Annotated in this window: 19 protein-coding genes; 10 read left to right on the plus strand and 9 right to left on the minus strand. The window is 48.1% G+C overall.

Annotated features, from left to right (window positions below):
* Positions 1-20: 20 nt before the first annotated feature.
* Positions 21-302: a hypothetical protein gene (locus V7S65_RS26685; RefSeq protein WP_079471106.1), complete on the minus strand. Its 282-nt coding sequence runs from the start codon at positions 300-302 to the stop codon at positions 21-23.
* A gap of 146 nt (positions 303-448) precedes the next feature.
* On the opposite strand from V7S65_RS26685, the gene V7S65_RS26690 reads away from it, so the two are divergent.
* Entirely contained in the window at positions 449-1036 is a 588-nt protein-coding gene (locus V7S65_RS26690; RefSeq protein ID WP_079471107.1) for an SMI1/KNR4 family protein, read from the plus strand.
* Here V7S65_RS26690 and V7S65_RS26695 read toward each other — a convergent pair.
* Positions 1024-2022 (minus strand): AraC family transcriptional regulator, encoded by a 999-nt coding sequence (locus V7S65_RS26695; RefSeq protein ID WP_336388984.1) that lies wholly within the window; start codon positions 2020-2022, stop codon positions 1024-1026. The two genes, V7S65_RS26690 and V7S65_RS26695, sit on opposite strands and share 13 nt — an antisense overlap.
* 142 nt (positions 2023-2164) lie before the next feature.
* Here V7S65_RS26695 and V7S65_RS26700 point away from each other — a divergent pair, with 142 nt between their 5' ends.
* The 3 genes from V7S65_RS26700 (at position 2165) to V7S65_RS26710 (ending at position 3713) form a co-directional block, all read left to right on the plus strand.
* Positions 2165-2560 carry a nuclear transport factor 2 family protein gene (locus V7S65_RS26700; protein ID WP_336388983.1) on the plus strand — a complete coding sequence of 132 codons (396 nt, stop codon included), beginning with the start codon at positions 2165-2167 and terminating at the stop codon, positions 2558-2560.
* Positions 2561-2984: 424 nt separating this feature from the next.
* Positions 2985-3278, plus strand: a complete 294-nt coding sequence (locus tag V7S65_RS26705; RefSeq protein WP_111579877.1) for a hypothetical protein — start codon at positions 2985-2987, stop codon at positions 3276-3278.
* A gap of 108 nt (positions 3279-3386) precedes the next feature.
* On the plus strand, positions 3387-3713 hold the full coding sequence (locus V7S65_RS26710) for a hypothetical protein (protein ID WP_133256261.1): 327 nt from the start codon (positions 3387-3389) through the stop codon (positions 3711-3713).
* Positions 3714-3717: 4 nt separating this feature from the next.
* Here the strand turns inward: V7S65_RS26710 and V7S65_RS26715 are convergent, their stop codons facing one another.
* The 7 genes from V7S65_RS26715 to V7S65_RS26745 all read right to left on the minus strand — a co-directional run bounded on the left by V7S65_RS26715 (position 3718) and on the right by V7S65_RS26745 (position 12398).
* Positions 3718-4938, minus strand: coding sequence for an ABC transporter permease (locus V7S65_RS26715; RefSeq protein WP_336388982.1), 1221 nt, complete (start codon positions 4936-4938; stop codon positions 3718-3720).
* Positions 4939-4950: 12 nt separating this feature from the next.
* Positions 4951-5700: an ABC transporter ATP-binding protein gene (locus V7S65_RS26720; RefSeq protein WP_336388981.1), complete on the minus strand. Its 750-nt coding sequence runs from the start codon at positions 5698-5700 to the stop codon at positions 4951-4953.
* Positions 5697-6926: an efflux RND transporter periplasmic adaptor subunit gene (locus tag V7S65_RS26725; RefSeq protein WP_111579876.1), complete on the minus strand. Its 1230-nt coding sequence runs from the start codon at positions 6924-6926 to the stop codon at positions 5697-5699. The genes V7S65_RS26720 and V7S65_RS26725 overlap by 4 nt, the downstream gene beginning before the upstream one ends.
* Before the next feature lie 13 nt (positions 6927-6939).
* Positions 6940-8292: a TolC family protein gene (locus V7S65_RS26730; RefSeq protein ID WP_336388980.1), complete on the minus strand. Its 1353-nt coding sequence runs from the start codon at positions 8290-8292 to the stop codon at positions 6940-6942.
* 222 nt (positions 8293-8514) lie between these two features.
* Complete coding sequence (locus V7S65_RS26735; RefSeq protein WP_079471116.1) at positions 8515-8976, minus strand: DUF983 domain-containing protein; 462 nt, start codon at positions 8974-8976, stop codon at positions 8515-8517.
* A gap of 15 nt (positions 8977-8991) precedes the next feature.
* Complete coding sequence (locus V7S65_RS26740; RefSeq protein WP_079471117.1) at positions 8992-9870, minus strand: helix-turn-helix domain-containing protein; 879 nt, start codon at positions 9868-9870, stop codon at positions 8992-8994.
* A gap of 131 nt (positions 9871-10001) precedes the next feature.
* Positions 10002-12398, minus strand: coding sequence for a S9 family peptidase (locus V7S65_RS26745; RefSeq protein ID WP_336388979.1), 2397 nt, complete (start codon positions 12396-12398; stop codon positions 10002-10004).
* A gap of 144 nt (positions 12399-12542) precedes the next feature.
* Between V7S65_RS26745 and V7S65_RS26750 the strand changes: the two genes are divergently transcribed.
* The 6 genes from V7S65_RS26750 to V7S65_RS26775 all read left to right on the plus strand — a co-directional run bounded on the left by V7S65_RS26750 (position 12543) and on the right by V7S65_RS26775 (position 18812).
* Positions 12543-13217: a FadR/GntR family transcriptional regulator gene (locus V7S65_RS26750; protein WP_336388978.1), complete on the plus strand. Its 675-nt coding sequence runs from the start codon at positions 12543-12545 to the stop codon at positions 13215-13217.
* A 48-nt stretch (positions 13218-13265) separates the two neighbouring features.
* Positions 13266-14486, plus strand: coding sequence for an MFS transporter (locus V7S65_RS26755; RefSeq protein WP_079471119.1), 1221 nt, complete (start codon positions 13266-13268; stop codon positions 14484-14486).
* Positions 14487-14552: 66 nt separating this feature from the next.
* The gene (locus tag V7S65_RS26760) at positions 14553-15425 is read left to right on the plus strand and encodes an EamA family transporter (protein WP_336388977.1); all 873 of its coding nucleotides are present in this window, start codon (positions 14553-14555) and stop codon (positions 15423-15425) included.
* Between the two features lie 67 nt (positions 15426-15492).
* The gene (locus V7S65_RS26765; RefSeq protein WP_079471121.1) at positions 15493-16143 is read left to right on the plus strand and encodes a tetratricopeptide repeat protein; all 651 of its coding nucleotides are present in this window, start codon (positions 15493-15495) and stop codon (positions 16141-16143) included.
* A 111-nt stretch (positions 16144-16254) separates the two neighbouring features.
* On the plus strand, positions 16255-18201 hold the full coding sequence (locus V7S65_RS26770; protein ID WP_336388976.1) for a TonB-dependent receptor plug domain-containing protein: 1947 nt from the start codon (positions 16255-16257) through the stop codon (positions 18199-18201).
* A gap of 17 nt (positions 18202-18218) precedes the next feature.
* Positions 18219-18812, plus strand: a complete 594-nt coding sequence (locus V7S65_RS26775; protein ID WP_336388975.1) for a DUF6580 family putative transport protein — start codon at positions 18219-18221, stop codon at positions 18810-18812.
* Positions 18813-18959 lie beyond the last annotated feature (147 nt).

Consider the following 18959-nt stretch of genomic DNA (forward strand, 5'->3'; position numbering starts at 1 on the left):
TCAATACCTTTTCTTTGTTACTATTCTTCGTCTTCTTCTTCCTCACCGTCATCTTCCAGCCACTCCATGTAAGAGTAGTACCAGTCTTCCAGCTGTTCCAGCAGTTCCTGTTTCTTTTCCGGAGCGCTTCTGTAGAATTCCTCTACATTATCGATTTCGTGAATGATATCGATGTAGGCAGTTTCTTCATCTTCTTCTACCCGTTTGGCAAAGAAGCGGGGTTTCTCGGTATGAAAAATATATTCATTTTCCGGATCTGTTACAGGATCGTCTGCAATCAGAAATTTAGGTAACTGTGCCATAAAGGAGTTATTTACTTTTAATGATGTTGTACTCTTTTCAAGAGCTACAAAATTATTGATAATTAGCTTATAAAAAACATGCAGTGGGAATGAATAAATTTATTGATTAAATTTCACATCTTTATAGTCGTTAAAACCCATACCATATGCAGCAATATTGGCTCAGATGGGAGAACTGGATGCAGCAGCACGCCCCCAGGTTGCTTAACATCCTCCATCCCGGCGTTACTTTTGAGGCGGTGGAATCTCTTGAAAAACTAATAGGAACGGCCATGCCGGCTTCCTTTAAAGCATTTTATGCTATTCACAACGGACAACAGAAAGCCAGGGCCGGGCTGGTAGACGCTGATCAACTCCTGAGCGTGGAAGACATCACCACCCAGTGGCATCACTGGAAAGACCTGCTGGATGCCGGAACTTTCAACTATCATGACGAACCTGTACTCTCCACACCGGATACCGGCATAAAAAACGACTGGTGGAATCCTTTATGGATCCCTTTTACCGGCGATGGCTTTGGTAATCACCTTTGTATTGACCTGGACCCTGCACCAGAAGGTAAACGCGGACAAGTGATTACGTTCTGGCACGACGACAGTCACCGGGCCATTGTAGCCGGTTCATTTGAAGAATGGCTGCAGGATTATCTCACTGCCCTGGAGAAAGGAGAATATATTTTTGTGAAGAAATGGGGAATCGTGCACAAAGACACCTTCCTGAACTACAACGATTGATTATACTGTACCGGCGAACTGCCTGTCCACCGCTTAAAAGCCCTTGTAAAAGCACTTAACTCATTATAACCAAGCATCCAGGAAATATCTTTCAAGGGGTAATTACCGGAAGAAATATAATACACCGCCAGTGAATGCCGCACCGCATCTGCAATATCCTGATATTTTACGCCTTCCTCTTTCAGTTTACGTTGTAAACTCCGGGGACTCAAATTGAAGTTAGCCGCCATGTCGTTCAGCGACGACACACCGAGGTATGAATTGGCCAGCAGGTAGTTGTAGATCCTGTTTTGTAAGGTTTTCTGCTGACCCGCCGTTTGAGGTAAACTGCTTACCTTTTGCAGCAGCAGGTTCTGAAGCTCATAATTGGCCGTTAACAGCGGTTCGTCCCAATACCTGCTGTCAAATACCAATACATAGTCTCCCACCCGTTTTGAAGGCTTACAACGAAAAACGCGCTCATATTCAGCCGGGTCAGGAACGGTATAAGCCAGCCGGGCTGCCTGCGGCACTATTTTCTCCAGCAGCAGGCCATCCAGTTCGTGAATCACCATCATCAGTAAAAGATCAATCAGTTGGCGGAAAGCATACGGTGGCGCGGCGCCATAGTCAACCGCCGGCAGCAGCCGCACCGTGAAACTTTTAGCGGAGCGGGTTACTTCCATCCGGCACTGGTCCGTTACCAGGTGTGTTAGCGCCGCGGCATGCGTTAATGCCTCCCCCACGGTAGCGCTGCTCCGGATAATTTCTCCCACCACCCCCAACGCAGCAGGTTGCAGGGATTCACCGAAGTGCAACCCAAACAGGGGATCGTTGGTTAGCCGGGCTGCATTCAGCCACAGGTCCTGCAACTGCTGCGCAGTAACAGGCGCAGTATGGCTTTTTTTCAGTGCCGCCAGATCAATACCGGCCAGCTTACAGAGCTGTGCTGCATCTACATCCCGCTGCACAGCATATGCGATAATACTTAATACCAGCTGTTTCATATAGCAAAGGTATTTCGTACGGTGTTTACAAAAATCATCATGTCGGCAAATGGTAAGTAATTGTCGTGTAAAGGTAAACGATAAAGAGGTGCCGGGTAATAGCTTTGCATTATCAATTCATCAACAACTAAAAAGTATAAAAATGGAACAACAAACATTACAGGTAGTAACCGATTTTGTAAACGCCGTACAACAGGTAAACCTTGAAAAATTAGGCGCACTGCTACACCCCGAAGTAAGCTGGGAACAACCGGGCAGCAACCGCTTCTCCGGTATCAAAAAGTCCAGCGGGGAAGTATTCCAGATGGTAGGCGGTATGTTTGAAGTATCACAAAATACGATGTCCCTGTCGGCCATCAAAACCATTGCGGTGAACGGCAACCAGGCGTCTGTAGTACTTACCTGGAAAGCATCCCGGCCGGGAGCAGAACTGCATACCGATAACGTAGACGTATATACGGTAGAAGATGGTAAAATTGTGGCAGCGAAAATATATGCGGAAGATATCAGTCAGGAAGATACTTTCTGGGGCAATTAATTGTAAGCATTCAACACGGGCAACACCTTCCGGACTACGGGCAGTCCGGAAGGTGTTTTTTTATGCATAAATAATCCCCCTGCTGTTACGGATAACAGTCATTTTTTTTAGCATCAGTTAATAAGGAGAAATCAACTACCGGTTATGTTACAGCTACGCGTTACTTTAATTCTCCCTGTGAGGTGTAGGAACAGATAGATACAGACCTTTCGATTACTTCACAGGCAGAGGGCTTACCGTAAATGAATATACGAAATTTTAATGACCCCGTCCCGGGAAAATCCCCGGTATGTACCAGCAATACGGTAAAAAGTACATCTGTAAAAAACTGTATTTCAATAAACAAATCAAGTGGCATTATTGTTGAATAATAACCAGCGTCAGGCAATCATTTTTTTTAAAACTAAAATTAAAAACAATAAACATGAAAACTCCAAAACTGCTGATAGCTGCGGCCATAGGCGTAGCGGTAACACTGGCCGGCCAGCACACATTTGCACAAGGAATTGATAGTACCGCCAAAAAAATAGGGAACAAAACAGCCTCTATAGCTGTTAAAGGAGCCTCCACCATTACAGATAAAACCTTTAAAGGCAAGGAAGGCCCCAACGGAGAAACCGTTTACATCGATAAAAAAGACAGGAAATACATTGTAGACGGAAAAGGCAAAAAGGTGTATCTGAAGAAATCGCAGATACATGACAAGAAAAAAGACTAGATCTACACTGCCATAAAATAAGCCGGCCAGGGAAACCTGCCGGCTTTTTTGTTGCCGGTAAAAACAGATATTGTTACGTATATTCATATTGCCAATAAATACCCGCTTATGCAACTGAAACCAGGCACCTGTTACAAGGTAAATACCAGGACCATTGCAGCGCTGCAGCAATTTGGGGAATACGAATTTGTGGTAGCGGTTATCCACGCCAACGACACCTCCGACAGCGTGGTGTTTGAACTCAAAAAACTGCTTGGACACTACAGCACCGAACAGGAACTAGCCACCCGGCAGGCCATCGAAACCCATGCCGATGGTTTTTCACTGGAAGATATCACCGGGCACCAGCTTAACCTGCTGCAATTTGAAAGAGAAAGCGCTTTTATAAAATGGATCGCAGAGGGCATTGCCGTTCCGTACGACTGTAACGCGTAAATAATTACTCGTAACGCAAGGCTTCAATAGGATCCAGCCGGGACGCCGCCTGCGCCGGATAGTAGCCAAAAAACACCCCCGTAAAAGCACATACCACAAAAGAAAGGATAATAGAAGACTCCGATACCAACGTAGGCCAGCCAAGCGTGAGCGTAATTACTTTGGCAGATGTAATCCCCAGCACCACCCCTATTAAACCACCCGTTACGCTAATAATAATGGCTTCCACCAGGAACTGCAGTAAAATATCAATGCCCCTGGCGCCGATAGACATACGCAACCCTATTTCCCGGGTGCGTTCTGTAACAGATACATACATAATGTTCATGATACCAATACCACCAATCACCAGCGAAATACCGGCAATAGCGGTTAACAGGATAGTGAGCAAACTGGTGGTGGAACTCAGCGTTTTTATCAGCTCTTCCATTGTTCGTACCTGGAAATTATTTTCGTCGGCAGGCCGTAACCGGTGCGTGGTTCTGAGGATGTCTATAATTTCATTGGTAGCCTGATCAGAAGCGCCTTCACTCACCGCGGAAGCATAAATACTCTGGAAATAAATGGTAGCCAGGATACGCTTTTGCACGGTAGTGTATGGTGTCAGGATGATATCATCCTGGTCCTGCCCGAAAGAGCTTTGCCCTTTTGGCGCCAGCGTACCTATTACCTGTAACGGGATGGAACCCAGGCGGATCACCTTTCCTACGGGACTTTCCCCACTGGGAAACAGGTTCTTGATCACGGTTTGGCCCAATACGCACACCTTTGCGGCGGTAGCCACGTCGGCATCAGAAAAACTGATGCCATCGCTCACCGTAAGCTTCCTGATATCAAAATAAGAAGGGGCCACTCCCTGCAGGGAAGTAGGCCAGTTCAGCGCCCCGTAAATGGCCTGTCCTTTGGTAGACGCCACCGGCGACACTGCGCTTACATATTCCGCATTCTTTTGTATGGCTAAAACGTCTGCAATGGTAAGCGACTGAAAGCTCTCTCCTCCTATTCTTACCCCACCGGCTACGTTACTGCTGGGCAAAATGGTGATCATATTAGACCCCATACTGCTCAGTTGCGTCTGGATACTTTCCTTTGAACCCTGCCCGATAGCCACCATCGCAATAACGGCGGCTACACCGATGATGATCCCCAGCATGGTCAGGAATGCCCGCAGCTTATTACGCTGCAACGCCTTTAACGCTATCATTATGAGATTGATTGCACTCATGCTTTCGGTTAGTTAATAGTCTTCGGCCGGAGGCAATGCTGCCAGTGCTTCCTTTGCCGAGCGTACGTTTTCGTTCTTGCTGTCTTTCACCACTTTTCCGTCGCGCAGCATCACCGTTCTGCTGCTGAATGCCGCTATATCCGGTTCGTGTGTAACGAATACAATCGTTTTGCCTTCCTGGTTCAGGTCCTGCATCAGGGCCATGATTTCGTAAGAAGTACGGGTATCCAGGTTACCGGTGGCTTCATCGGCCAGGATCATCACCGGCTGATTGACCAACGCCCTCGCAATGGCTACCCTTTGCTGCTGCCCGCCGGAAAGCTGGCTGGGGGTATGATCTTCCCGGTCTGCCAGCTTCACCGCCTGGAGCGCACCCAGCGCCCGGTCGCGCCGCTCCTGCACAGACAGCTCCGGGTTGTAAAACAGCGGCAACTCCACATTTTCCAATGCAGAGGTACGTGGTAACAGGTTGTATGCCTGGAACACAAATCCTATTTTATGATTCCGCAACCGCGCCAGTTCGTTGCGCGACAGGCCACTCACATTCACGCCATCCAGCAGGTAACTGCCCGAAGTAGGTTTATCGAGGCAGCCGAGAATATTGAGCAGCGTGGTTTTTCCGGAACCACTGCTTCCCATGATGGTGACAAACTCCCCGGCAAATACATCAAAAGACACGCCCTTTAATGCGCGTACCGTTTCGGTTCCCATCACAAATTCACGCTTGATCTGCTGTAGTTCCAATATCTTGTTGCTGTTCATCGTCTTCGCCCTCCCATTTTTGGTAAAAACGGACTGGTACCACCCGCTGCCGCTACGGCTCCCCCGGCTGTGATACCTGTCACTACAATATCATTTTCGTTTAGCCCTGAGAGTACTTCAATATGTGTATTGTCGTTCAGTCCTGTTCTCACATGTTTTTGCACCAGCGTATCCCCGCGCAAAATCCACACATAATTGGAGGAACCTATGCGGGTGGTGCTTTTGAACTTACCGCCCGTGGTATCCTTTGTTTGCGCAGTATTGCGGGTTCTTCTCACTGCACTTTGTATCACATAATCCTTTAACTGTACGGAGTCGGGAATAAATTTAAGCGCCTTTACAGGCAGCAGCAGGGCAGAGTCTTTCTCTGCCGTATAAATAGTAACGTTGGCGGTCATGCCTGGTTTCAGCTTCCTGTTATCATTCGGCGCATTGATAATGGTATTGTAGGTAACCACATTGGAAGAAACCGAGGGCTGCAGCCTGATTTCCTGCACACGCCCGGCAAAAACATCTTCCAGGTAGGCATCTACGGTAAAGGTTACACGAAGTGAATCTTTTACATTGCCGATATCTGCTTCATCCACACTCGCTTCTACCTGCATTTTGGTGATATCCTTTGCAATTACAAACAAAGTAGGCGTGTTGAAACTGGCGGCTACTGTTTGTCCTACGCTTACATTCCGGTTAAGTACCACGCCGTCGATCGGTGAATGAATTTCTGTAAAGGAGAAGTTCTTTAATGATGAATTCAACTGGGCATTTACACTGGCAAGATTTGCTTTGGCCTGTCCTATCTGGTTGGCGGCAATGTCATAGTCGGCTTTGCTGATGGCGCCTGTTTTATATAGCAGTTCCTGCCGCTGAAAATTATTCTTCTGGTATTCCAGGTTGGTTTGCGCTACCTGCACGTTGGCCCGCAGCTGATCTACCTGTGCCTGGAAAAGATCTTTATCCAGTTCCGCCAGCAGTTGTCCTTTTTTTACCTGGGTGTTAAAGTCCACGTACAGGTATTTGAGCGTACCGGACACCTGGGTACCCACCGCTACCGTATCAACCGGCTGAATGGTGCCGGTGGCGGTTACCGTAGTGGCAATGTGCCCGTATTCCGGTTTGGCGGTATCAAACCTAACCGGTTCTTCTTTCTTCCTGATAAAGAAAAACCAGATCGCCACCAGCAGCAGTATGATCACCACCGTTATGATAACACCTTTATATTTTCTCATACCTCAATTACATTTATAGTTTTACCGGTATGCCCCTGTAAAAATCATATATCCTGATATTCAGAGCAGCATTGTATTTCGCCTGTATATAAGATTGTAATGCCTGTATATATAAATTCTTCTGCTGAAGAAAAACCACGATATTGGCAGCGCCCACCTTCAGTTGTTCGCTGGCAATCCGGTAACCTTCCTGTGAATATTTCAACTGCTCCACAGCAGCATCGTACTGCGATTGCGCATTGAGCACATCGATATAGGATTGTTCAATAGTTTGTGTAAGATTTGTTTTGGTATCCTGTACAACCAGCTTCGACTGATCCACTTCTATTTTTGCTTTCTCCACATTGGTTTTCACGACCCGCCGGGTGAAGATGGGAACAGACAATGTGAGCCCTATCTGCTGATAAAAATTATTATCCATTTGCTTGAAATAGGCGCTGTTGGCTCCTCCGCTAACATAAGAAGATCCCAATGCCCCTCCTGCTGTAAGCGTGGGCAAATACCCCGCCCGCGCCTTTGCCAGGTCCAGGTTGGACACCTGGATACCCAGCTCGCTGCTTTTTACTTCCGGCCTGTTCGCCAGTGCGGAATCCTGTACTTCCTGCAACGCATACAACCGGGTGTTGGTGATCAGCGTATCCGGTTCCTGGATTTCAAAATTGTAGCTGCTGGGTAACTGCAACAGTTGTTTCAGCACCAGCTTGTTTTGCCGGTGCTGGTTTTCGGCGGTCACCAGCAGGTAACGGTCGTTCGATAACTGTGCCTTTAACTGCACCAGCCCTATCAGCGCGATGCTGCCCACATCATATTGTTGTTGTCCTTGTTTTACCTGGGCTTCGGAGGTGGCTACCACGTCCTGCACATATACAATGTTTTCTTTTGCCAGCAGGATATTCAGATAGGCTTGTGTAATCAACACCGTGATATCATTCACCTGCTGCGCAATATTCAGTCCTGCCACCTGTGTGAGCAGGTTCTTCTGCTTAATATCATTATTCAGGTATCCTCCCTGGAAAAGCGTAACACTTGAATTAACACCGTAATTGCCGGTGGTATTTACCCGGTAAGAAGAATTGCCGGCGGCAGTGACAGATTTACCACCATTAAGATCCTGGGAAACTGAGCCGGTAAGGTTAGGCAGCTTTGCGGCGCGTGACAGCAACAGATCCTGGTCACTGCTCATTTTGCTCAGGCGCAGGCTGTTTAACTGGATATTGTTTTTCAGCGCATAATCGAAACACTGCTGTAAAGTCCATTGTGCCGGGAGTTGCAGCATGGTGCTATCCTGCGCGTTCAGCCGGGGCTTCACTGACAATAGAAAAATAAAAATGAGTAGAAACTTTCCGGGCTGTCTGAAAAACATCATCGTATAATCATTGATGTTAGTAAAGGCTACAACTGGAATAAGGGGCCAAATGACAATACAAGATAACAAATTATTTATCTTCATACATCAGGGGCGTTGCCTTATTAACGAAAAACGGACCTATAGAAAGATAATAACGGATAAGTGCTCCGTTTGTTCTCTCCATAGATCCGTAAATTACCATCTCCGTCCTATCGACTTCTTGCCTGTCCTGTTGGCCTATTATATTGCGTTCTTAAATGTAGCGTTTGATCTGCCGGTGCCCTGCGGAGGGCCCTGGTGCCAGTTTTCGTCGTAGTATACAAAAAATGCCATCCAGATGGTGCGGGACCATCGCATCAGCAGGGGTTGCAGTATTATCAGCAGCAGGGCGTTTACGCCAAGCCACCAGAAAATCCGGTTGTCGTAAATGGAGAAGCCAATGAACAGCCACCAGGCGATAAGACTGGCCACGCATACGGCGATGGACAGTGCATAGCTCACATAGCCGGTACCGTAATAAAACCCTACTTCCACTTCCACCGGCTGACCGCATACCGGGCAAACATCGGGCATCTTTAAACAGTTTTTCAGGTCATAGGGATTTTGGGTAGTATAGATAGCCCCCCTTCTGCAACGGGCGCACTTGTTCCCCAACAGGCTTTTCAGCAGGTTGGGTTTTACATTATTTTTATCTGCACACATATAATGAAAGATTTATCAGGAAATATTTTTCCGGAACTCTTCCGGTGTTGTTCCTGCGTATTTTTTAAAAAACTTGGTGAAGTAAGAATTGTCTGCAAAATTGAGCTGGTAGGCGATAGCGGCAATACTCATATCTGCATTGATTAATAATCGTTTTGCTTCCAGCAGTACCCGGTCGCGGATAATTTCCCCGGCCGATTTCCCTAACATATGCCGGCAAAAGGCATTGAGATAGTTAGGTGTTACATACAGCAGGGCAGCATATTCTTTCGGTAACCGCAACTGCATATAATGCTGTTCCACCAGTTTGCGGAAATTGCGCAGCAGCACATAATTATGCGGCAACTCCTGCCGCGATTCCCCCTGCCTGCTGGCGCGGCTTACTGCGATAAACATTCCCAGCACCTGCAACCGCAGCATATCCTGGCTGTAAGCCTGCTCACCTTTTATTTCTTTCAGCATGCCTTCAAACTGCGCAGTTACCACGGGAATGGCGGCTTTGGGAAGTTGTACCACTCCTTCTGCACTCACCCCGCTGAAAAAAGGAAACCGTTCCACGTAGTCCGCATCCTGCAGGAAGGCATTAAAGAACCCGGCAGATACATTCATTACGTAACCTTCTATCTCACCGGAAAAAAACCAGCTATGTACCTGGCCGGGTACCATAAAATATAATTGCCCCGGCTTTACCGGGAATTTTTCAAAGTCGATCGTATGGCTTCCACTCCCGGCAGTAAAAAATGCCAGATGATAAAACGAATGCCGGTGTGGGAAATGAATATCCCGGTGTGCTGCCAGGTAATCTGAAAACCTGGCCACCAGTATATCCTCAGATGCCGGCTTCCCCATAGCCAGAGAACAGATATCGTATGTTGGAATGAGCGCCTTTGACATGATGCAACAAAGGTACAAAGGAAGTGGGAACGGGGGTTGTGGTATTAGGGGCTTTAATGGTACTTTTTACTTATGATGATAATATCTGTGATGATCCGGGCAGATCATCACAGATATTACAGGAGCGATCTTTATTGCTTTACATATTTCATCAGCCATTCGTCCATTTCCCACAGCATATGCAGGATACTTTCCTGGGCAGCATAGCCATGGCTTTCCTGTGGCAGGAATACCAGGCGCGCCGTACCGCCGTTGCCTTTAATGGCGTTGTACAGTCGTTCGCTCTGGATAGGGAATGTGCCGGAGTTATTATCGGCTTCCCCGTGAATGAGGAGGATAGGCGTTTTCAACTTATCGGCATAAGAGAAAGGCGACATTTTATAATACACTTCCGGCGCCTGCCAGTAGGTGCGTTGTTCGTTCTGGAATCCGAATGGTGTTAAAGTACGGTTATAGGCGCCACTGCGGGAAATACCTGCTTTGAACAGGTTCGTATGTGCCAGCAGGTTAGAAGTCATAAAGGCGCCGTAAGAATGGCCACCCACTGCTATACGGTCCTTATCGCCCACGCCCATTTCCGTGACCTTGTTTACGGCAGCTTCCGCATTCATCACCAGCTGGTCGATGAAAGTATCATTGGGTTCTTTATCGCCCTCCCCTACAATAGGCATTTCGGTAGCATCCATTACCGCAAAGCCGCGGGTTACCCAAAAGATAGGCGAACCATAATTTACGCGGGTAAATCTATAGGCAGAACCACGTACCTGAGCAGCATCGCTGGCAGATTTATATTCGCGTGGATAAGCCCACATCAGCACCGGCAGGCGGCCGTCTTTGGCGGAGTCATAGCCTTCCGGCAGGTATAACATAGCGGTGAGATCCACACCATCTTTGCGTTTGTATTTCAGCAGTTGTTTCTGCACGCCTTTCAGTTGTGGTTGTGGATGAGGAAATGCCGTGAGCGCCACGGATGTTTTCTTTTTCAGATTTTGCAGGTAGTAGTTTACGGGAGATGAAACCGATTCACGTGCTGTCACTACCACGAGCCTGGCAGGATCAATCACATCGGCCACCTGCTCGTAGTAAGGCGCAGCGGAGCGCCACAGGATATTTTGTTTGCCGGTATTTAAATTAAAAGAAGACAGGAATGGGCGGTCTCCTTCAGGAGAAGCACCGGGCGCCGTCATCAGCAGTTCATGTGAAGGCGACACGTATAATACAGATCGGTTGTATTGGTTCTTTATAGTTACGGGGGTTCCCGGATCGTTGTAACGGTCGTTTTCAGAACGATCGATCAGCGTAACCGGCGCCTGCGAAGGGTTAGCAGGGTTTATACGGCTCACCTTTACTTTCTGCTGCGTGCTGTTGGCATCAGATACCAGTGCGAGCTCGTTGTTGGCCCAACTGATGCCGGCAAAGCGGTTCACTGTTTTCACCAGTTCCTGCGGCGTGGCGCTGAAGGGAGCTGGCAAGGTATTCACTACATCGCGGAAGGGCACTTCCTTTTTAGGATCGCCGCCATCGAGGGCCTGTACCCACCAGATAGTGGCTGGTGCATCGTTGCGCCAGGAGAAGTAACGGGGATAGTTGCTGGTGGCATCAAAGCCTTTGGGACGTACTTCATCCAGCGGGTTGCTGGCGAGTTTCTTTACGAGTTCGCCATTCATTTTCCATATCTCTACTTCAGTAGGAAAACGGTGGGCGCCTACCAGGTAGGAATATGGGCGGTGCAAACTTTCCATCAGCAGGTATTGATTATCCGGCGATGGAGAAGCTGTTACATAAATAGCGGGTTTACCGATTACCTGTTCGCCGGTAGCGCTGATAATTACTGGTTCGGACTGAAAGTAATAATCGAACAACTGCTCGTCGTATGGATTTTTCAGCATGTCCTGGTAAGTGGCTGCCGGAGCGGCTTTACCGGAGGTTTGCTGTACAGTGGGGCCAGCCGGAGCCACTGGTTTCTCCGGTGCTTTGCCAATAGCCGCAGGTACGGCCAGCGCCAGGATGCGGTTATCATCGATCCAGGTAAATGCCGGGCCTGCAATATCGTTGAGGGCGCGGGTGCTTTGTTGTGTGGCGGCGCCGGTAGCAACATCCGCTTTCCATAAAGTAATACGGCTGTTGTCCGTGAGGGTGAAAGCAATGCTTTTCTGTGATGGCGACCAGCTGATATTGCCGATGCGCGCATTGGCGGGCAAGCCGGTTACCGCGTATTCGTTATTGCCTTTAATATTTTTAATACGGATAGCGGTGATGTAACCTGCGCGGCTGGGACCAAAGTTAGCCGGGTTGATACGCGCTCCTGCCAATTTGTATTCCGGTTGCGATAATTCTTCAATAGTCGGGTAACTGGTGCGCTCCATGATCAGCATCAAATCTCCTTTGCTGCTAAAGTCCGTTGATGGCGAAGGTGCTGCCATCGCCAGATCCAGGATACTCTTTGGAGGAGTCTGGTACTTCAGCGCATCTTGCGCATAGGTGTGGAAAGTGATGAATAAGGATAATGACAGAATAAGTTTTCTCATATAGCAGTTGATGTTAATAAGCAATCCGGCCAAAATAAACTTATTGCCACAGTCTGCAAAGCAGAAAATGATGAGCGTTACCCATCTCCCTAAAAAAGATAAAAAGAATAAAAAGTTCTATTACCTTTGCAAACATCAGATGATATGATGACTACAAATAATTCTCCTTTAAAACGACTCAGCCTGGCTGAAGAGGTGGCAGACCGCCTGCAGGAACTGATTACGTCCGGCAAATATGCAGTAGGCCAGCAGTTGCCTACAGAACCGGAGCTGATGCTGCAGTTTTCCGTAGGGCGTTCCAGCATCCGGGAAGCGGTGAAAATACTGGCTCACCGGGGACTGGTGCGGGTACAACAGGGGCTCGGCACCTTTGTGTTATCGCAATCAGGCACCGGGGAAGCGCTGTCGCAGCGGTTGCAGCGGGCCGATTTCAAAGACCTGAATGAAGTGCGCTTCCTGCTGGAAGTAAAAATTGCGGAGAAAGCCGCCATGCACCGCAATAACAAGGATATTGAAAAGATGAAAAGCTTCCTGAAAAAGCGTTTTGAATATGCATCCGGTAACCAGCTGGAACTTTGTATCCAGGCGGATATCTGCTTTCATAATGCCATAGCAGAAGCAGGCAAAAATGAAATAATGCGCGACCTGTACAGAATAGTGGCAGAGCACCTGAAAAAGTCGTTCCTCCTGCGTTATGACAACACGGATTCATTTACTGACACGCAGCATTATCACGATGCACTGCTGCAAAGCATTATAGATAAAGACCCAAAGAAGGCGCTGATTTGGGCAACGAAAATCAGTAACCACGGCAAATAATTTTTTTACCCTAAAACATCAGATGATCTGATCTTAAAAGAAGAAAAAATGGAAACAACATTACCAGAACAGCCCAAAGCCGCCGCACAACAGGCAGCACAGCAAACGGTGCTGTCTATCCTATTGGCGTTGAGTTTTACCCACTTCCTGAACGACACCTTACAATCGCTTATTCCCGCGATGTACCCGGTACTTAAAAATTCACTGAAACTAAATTTCACACAGGTAGGGCTTATCACGCTCACCTTCCAGATGTCCGCATCCCTACTGCAGCCACTGGTGGGCCTGTATACCGATAAAAAGCCACAGCCCTATTCACTGGCTATTGGCATGAGCTTCTCCTTGCTTGGACTGGTATGCTTATCATTGTCGCAGAGCTTCCCGATGGTACTGATATCTGTAGGCCTGGTAGGCGTTGGTTCTGCGGTGTTTCACCCCGAAGCCTCCCGGCTCGCACACATGGCCTCCGGCGGAAAACATGGCATGGCGCAATCCCTGTTCCAGGTAGGCGGCAACGCCGGCAGCTCACTGGGTCCATTACTGGCCGCGATGGTGATTGTTCCCTTCGGACAGTTTCATGTGATCTGGTTTTCTATAGCTGCATTGCTGGCGATTGTGGTTATGCTGAACATCAGCAAATGGTACCTTTCCAACACACACCGCATCAAACCAAAAAAAGCGGCGCTGGAGCTGAACAGGCCGAAACTATCCAATTCCACCGTGATCTTTTCACTGGGCATCCTGCTGGTGCTGATCTTCTCCAAATACTTTTACATGGCCAGCATGACCAGCTACTATACTTTTTACCTGATGGACCGTTTCCATATTTCAACGCAGGCGTCGCAGGTATACCTGTTTATCTTCCTGTTTGCAGTAGCGGCGGGCACCTTTATCGGCGGGCCTGTTGGCGACCGTATCGGGCGTAAGTATGTGATCTGGATCTCCATCCTGGGCGTGGCGCCGTTTTCATTGCTGCTGCCACATGCCACCTTGTTCTGGACGGCTGTACTCAGTGTATTCATTGGCGTTATACTCTCTTCCGCTTTCTCTGCCATTCTTGTTTATGCGCAGGAACTGGTGCCGGGTAAAGTAGGTATGATTGCAGGATTATTTTTTGGTCTTGCTTTTGGTATGGCCGGCGTAGGTTCCGCCCTGCTGGGCCGTCTTGCGGATGCCACCAGTATCTCCTATGTATACCAGGTTTGCGCTTATCTTCCTTTAATAGGGCTCCTTACCGGTTTGTTACCGAACCTTGAAAAAAAGAAATAACCACATTTAGCGGAGGCGATGGCCTCCGCTAAATTCGCATACATTCGCAGCACTAAAACAATTCTTATGTGGAAAGGCATACTGCTTGTGCTTCTGGGCGCATGCAGCTTTGGGATATTATCAACGATCGTTAAATCGGGCTATCAGCAAGGATATACATTAGGCGAATTATGCAGTGTGCAGGCGGGTTTCGGGATGCTGGCGTTATGGATCATCCAGGCATTTTCCGGTAAAAAAACAGTGGGCTTAAACAATAAAGATGCCCGCACCTGCTTTATCCTGGGCAGCTCCACGGGCCTGGTAAGCATCACTTATTATCAGAGTGTACAATATATCCCGGCCAGTATTGCTATCATATTGCTGATGCAGTTTACCTGGATGAGTATGCTGGCGGAATGGATCATCTATAAAAAGCGGCCTTCCCCGGTACAATGGCTCGCGGTGTTTTTTATTCTTGGCGGCACCCTGCTGGCCGGAGGCGTATTTAATCACACTGTAACCGCGCTAAACTGGAAAGGCATTGGTTTTGGTTTGCTGGCAGCCCTCTGTTACACGGTATTTATAGTGGTGAGCGGCCGGGTGGCCGCATCACTGGGGCCGGTGCTGAAGAGCGCCTGGATTGTTACCGGCGCATTTGTGCTCATTACCCTGATCTTTCCCCCGCTGTACCTGTTTAATGGCCGTTTTACCGGCACCAGCCTGTGGATCTGGGGTATTCCCCTCTCCCTTTTCGGTACGGTGCTGCCTCCCTTCCTTTTTTCAAAGGGGATGCCCCAAACGGGGGTGTCGCTGGGCGCCATCCTCAGCGCCGCCGAGCTGCCTGTCGCTATGCTGGCGGCTACCATTTTCCTTCATGAATCCGTATCTTCCCTGCAAATCCTCGGCGTAGCCATCATATTAAGCGCTATTGCTATGGCGAATCTGAAACGCCGGAAATGAAAACCCATGAGGTGTTTTTTTTATTTATCTTTGCACCCTCTATTAGTGATTTACGAACTGTTTTTTCATGAAAGCATTTAATTTTTTTATTCTATATCGCCTCCCGATCGGTATTGTATTACTGGCAGGTGGTATTGCGCTGGGCCTTACTGTTGGCTGGTGGGAAGCCACCATTGTGCTGGTGCTGGCACTGGTTTGTTTGGTAACACACGTGATGTTTGGTCCCATGAGAATGGTACAGGAAGCCGTGGAAGCCGGTGACATTGAAAGGGCCACCGCCCTGATGAACCAGGTGAAGTTCCCGAAACTGCTGTACAAACCCATCCGCTCTGTATATTATTTTATGCAAAGCAACATGGCTATGTATTCCAATGATCTTGATAAAGCTGAATCCACCATCCGCCAGAGCATTAACTCCGGCAGCCCGATGAAGGAATATGAGGGGATGCAGTATTTTCAGCTGGGCACTATCGCCTACCAGAAAAACGACCTGAAAACAGCCGATCAGAACCTGAAAATTGCGATGCGCAAAGGCTTGCCTGACAAGGAAAACACGGCAGCAGCCCTGTTAACCCTGGCTTCTATTGCCATGAGCCGCCGCGACTTCAAATCCGCCAAAGAATATTTCCGCAGGGCCAAAGCTCAAAAGCCTACCACTGCGCAGATCGTAAGCCAGATCAAAGAAATGGATAAATATATTTCCCGGATGCCGGGATAAGTAAATTGCCCCTGGCAATTTGCCTTTGAAAATGCAGTGGAGATAAAGTAACCTAACCTTTGTCCCTGCTGCATTTTTTATTTTGATAAACCTTCAACTAATATTTCGCGGATGCAATTTAAACTTTACACGTCCTTATTTTTATCTGTTGTGCTGTACACCGCTGCTACCGCACAGGATACCAGCCGTATCAGCCAGCTTAATGAAATTACCGTTACCGCCGTTAAAGGCCCCCAGAAGGCCGGGGAAACCGGCAAGGTTGTCACCATCCTTTCACATGAATACCTGCAGCGGAACAGCGGCAGGAGCATCGCCGGCATCCTCAACCAGCAAACCGGCCTGATCATCAACGGCGCCGAAAACAACCCGGGCACTGTACCAAACGTATATATGCGCGGAGCATCCAACGGCAACACCCTGATCCTCGTAGACGGGCTGCCGGTAAGCGACGCTTCCCAGATCAATAATACTTTTGATCTCAACTTCATTTCACCCGACCAGGTAGAACGGATCGAAATACTCCGGGGCAGCCAGTCGACCCTCTATGGCTCCAATGCCGTAGCAGGCGTGATCAACATCATTACCCGTAAAACCGGCGATAAGAAGTTCGGTGTGGGCGCTACTGCCAGCTATGGCAGCTACCACGATTTCCTGGGCAATGTAAATGTGCACGGCAATGTTAACCGCTTCTCTTACCTGGTAAGTTATAAACATGAAAAAACCAGGGGCTTCTCCGATGCCTACGACTCCACCTACAAGGCCGGATTTGATAAAGACGGCTTCCGGCAAAACAGCGTTTTTGCCAAACTGGGGCTGGCAGCAGGAAAACGCTGGAATTTTGGCTACCTGCTGAACTACAGTAACTATCGCCACGACCTGGATGAAGGTGGCTATAAAGATGAAACGGATTACAACGGCAAATCAAAATACCTGCTCAATGGCCTCACCAGCGAATACCGGTTTAAAAACGGCTCCTGGCATGTATTATACAGTTACCAGCATACCAAACGGGATATCTTAAATGATTCCGGTTACGTTGGCGTGGGCGCCTACGCCCGGTACGACAGCTCCCTGTTTACCGCCAACACCCACCAGGTGGAAAGCTATGTGAACCTGGACCTGAGCAGCCGGATAAGGCTGATCGGAGGCGCTGCCTTTAACCGCTCCGCCACCGACCAGAAAGATTTCCTGCAAAGTACCTACAGCCCCGGAATTGATACCACCACCTTATCACCGGATAGCTCGCATACCAGCCAGATCAGCGTATATGCCTCGTTCCTGCTGCACAATATGGGGGGCTTTAATCTCGAAGTGGGGGGCCGGTTTAATCACCACAGCCGGTATGGTAATAACCAAACCTTCTCCATCAATCCGTCTTACCTGATCAATCCACATCATAAAGTATTTATCAATATTTCTTCTGCCTACAGCGTTCCTACCCTATACCAGCTGTATGCAAAAGGCTACGGCAACCAGGATCTGAAGCCGGAAACCACTACCAGCTATGAAGCCGGCTACCAGGCGGATGTGGTTAACGGCAAAATAGACTTCCGGGTAACCGGTTTTGCCCGCAATACCCACGACCTGGTGATCTTTTACTTTGATCCTGTCACCTTTTTCAGCCAGTACCGCAATGCCAATAAACAAAAGGCATATGGGGCTGAAGTGGAAGCCACCTGGAGAATTACCAGGGCGCTGCAGCTAACCGCCAATTACACCTATGTAGATGGCCGTGTTACGGTGAACCAGAACGGTAAGGACTCTTCCTACTACAACCTGTACAGGGTGCCCAAACACGCTGTGAATGCCACTTTAGGCTACCAGGCCACCCAGGCGCTATATGTGGCCGCCACCTGTAAATACATAGATAAACGGTTTGAGGGAACCCGGCCAATGGGGGATTATTATACCGTGGATTTATATGGTGAATATAAATTTGGTAACTTGCTTAAAATTTTCGCCGGTTTCAGAAATATTACAGATTATCAGTATTTTGATATTTCGGGTTATAATTCACGCCGGTTCAACTTTAATACCGGTATTGTATTTAATTTGTAAACATTAAAACCAACATAATGTCTTTAAAGAATCTTAATCCACGGTTTGGCGTACTGCTGCTGTTTATACTGGCAGCTGGTGTAATACGTATCGTGTTGGGATCAGATGCAACGATGCAACCAATCGCTATGTTTACGCCGGTAGGCGCGATGGCTTTATTTGGCGGCGCTTCTTTTTCACAGAAGTGGAAATCATACGCCTTTCCTTTATTGACGCTGTTCGTTAGCGACATTATCCTGATGCAGGTTTTTCATAAACAATATGCAGAAGGTTTACTGTACAGGGGTTGGGTGTGGAACTACGCCAGCTTTGTACTGATCGTATTACTGGGTCAGCTGTTAATCAAGAAAGCAAGTGTGGCCAATATCCTGATGGGTTCTGCGGGCGCAGCACTCCTGCACTTCCTGGTATCCAACTTCGGCGTGTGGGTAAGCGGTTCCACCAACATGCTCACCGGTTTACCGTATACCAAAGATGCAGCGGGATTAGCAAGTTGCTATATCCAGGCTATTCCTTACATGTGGTATGTGCTGGTAGGTAACATCGTTTACAGCAGCATTTTCTTTGGCAGCTTTGAACTGGTAAAACGCAGACTGCGTTTTGCCCAATAATATTTTTACATTTGTTTTTTAGAGATTTGGGGCTCAGACAGATGAACACATTTGTCTGACTCTAAATCTCTAAATTATTATAGGGGATTCACTATTTCTCTCTTCTGCATAGCATTTCTGTATTAGCACCCTGGCTACAGTTTAACT

Origin of the sequence: Chitinophaga sp. CCNWYY40, from assembly GCF_037483205.1 — a bacterium.
GTDB lineage: Bacteria > Bacteroidota > Bacteroidia > Chitinophagales > Chitinophagaceae > Chitinophaga > Chitinophaga ginsengisegetis.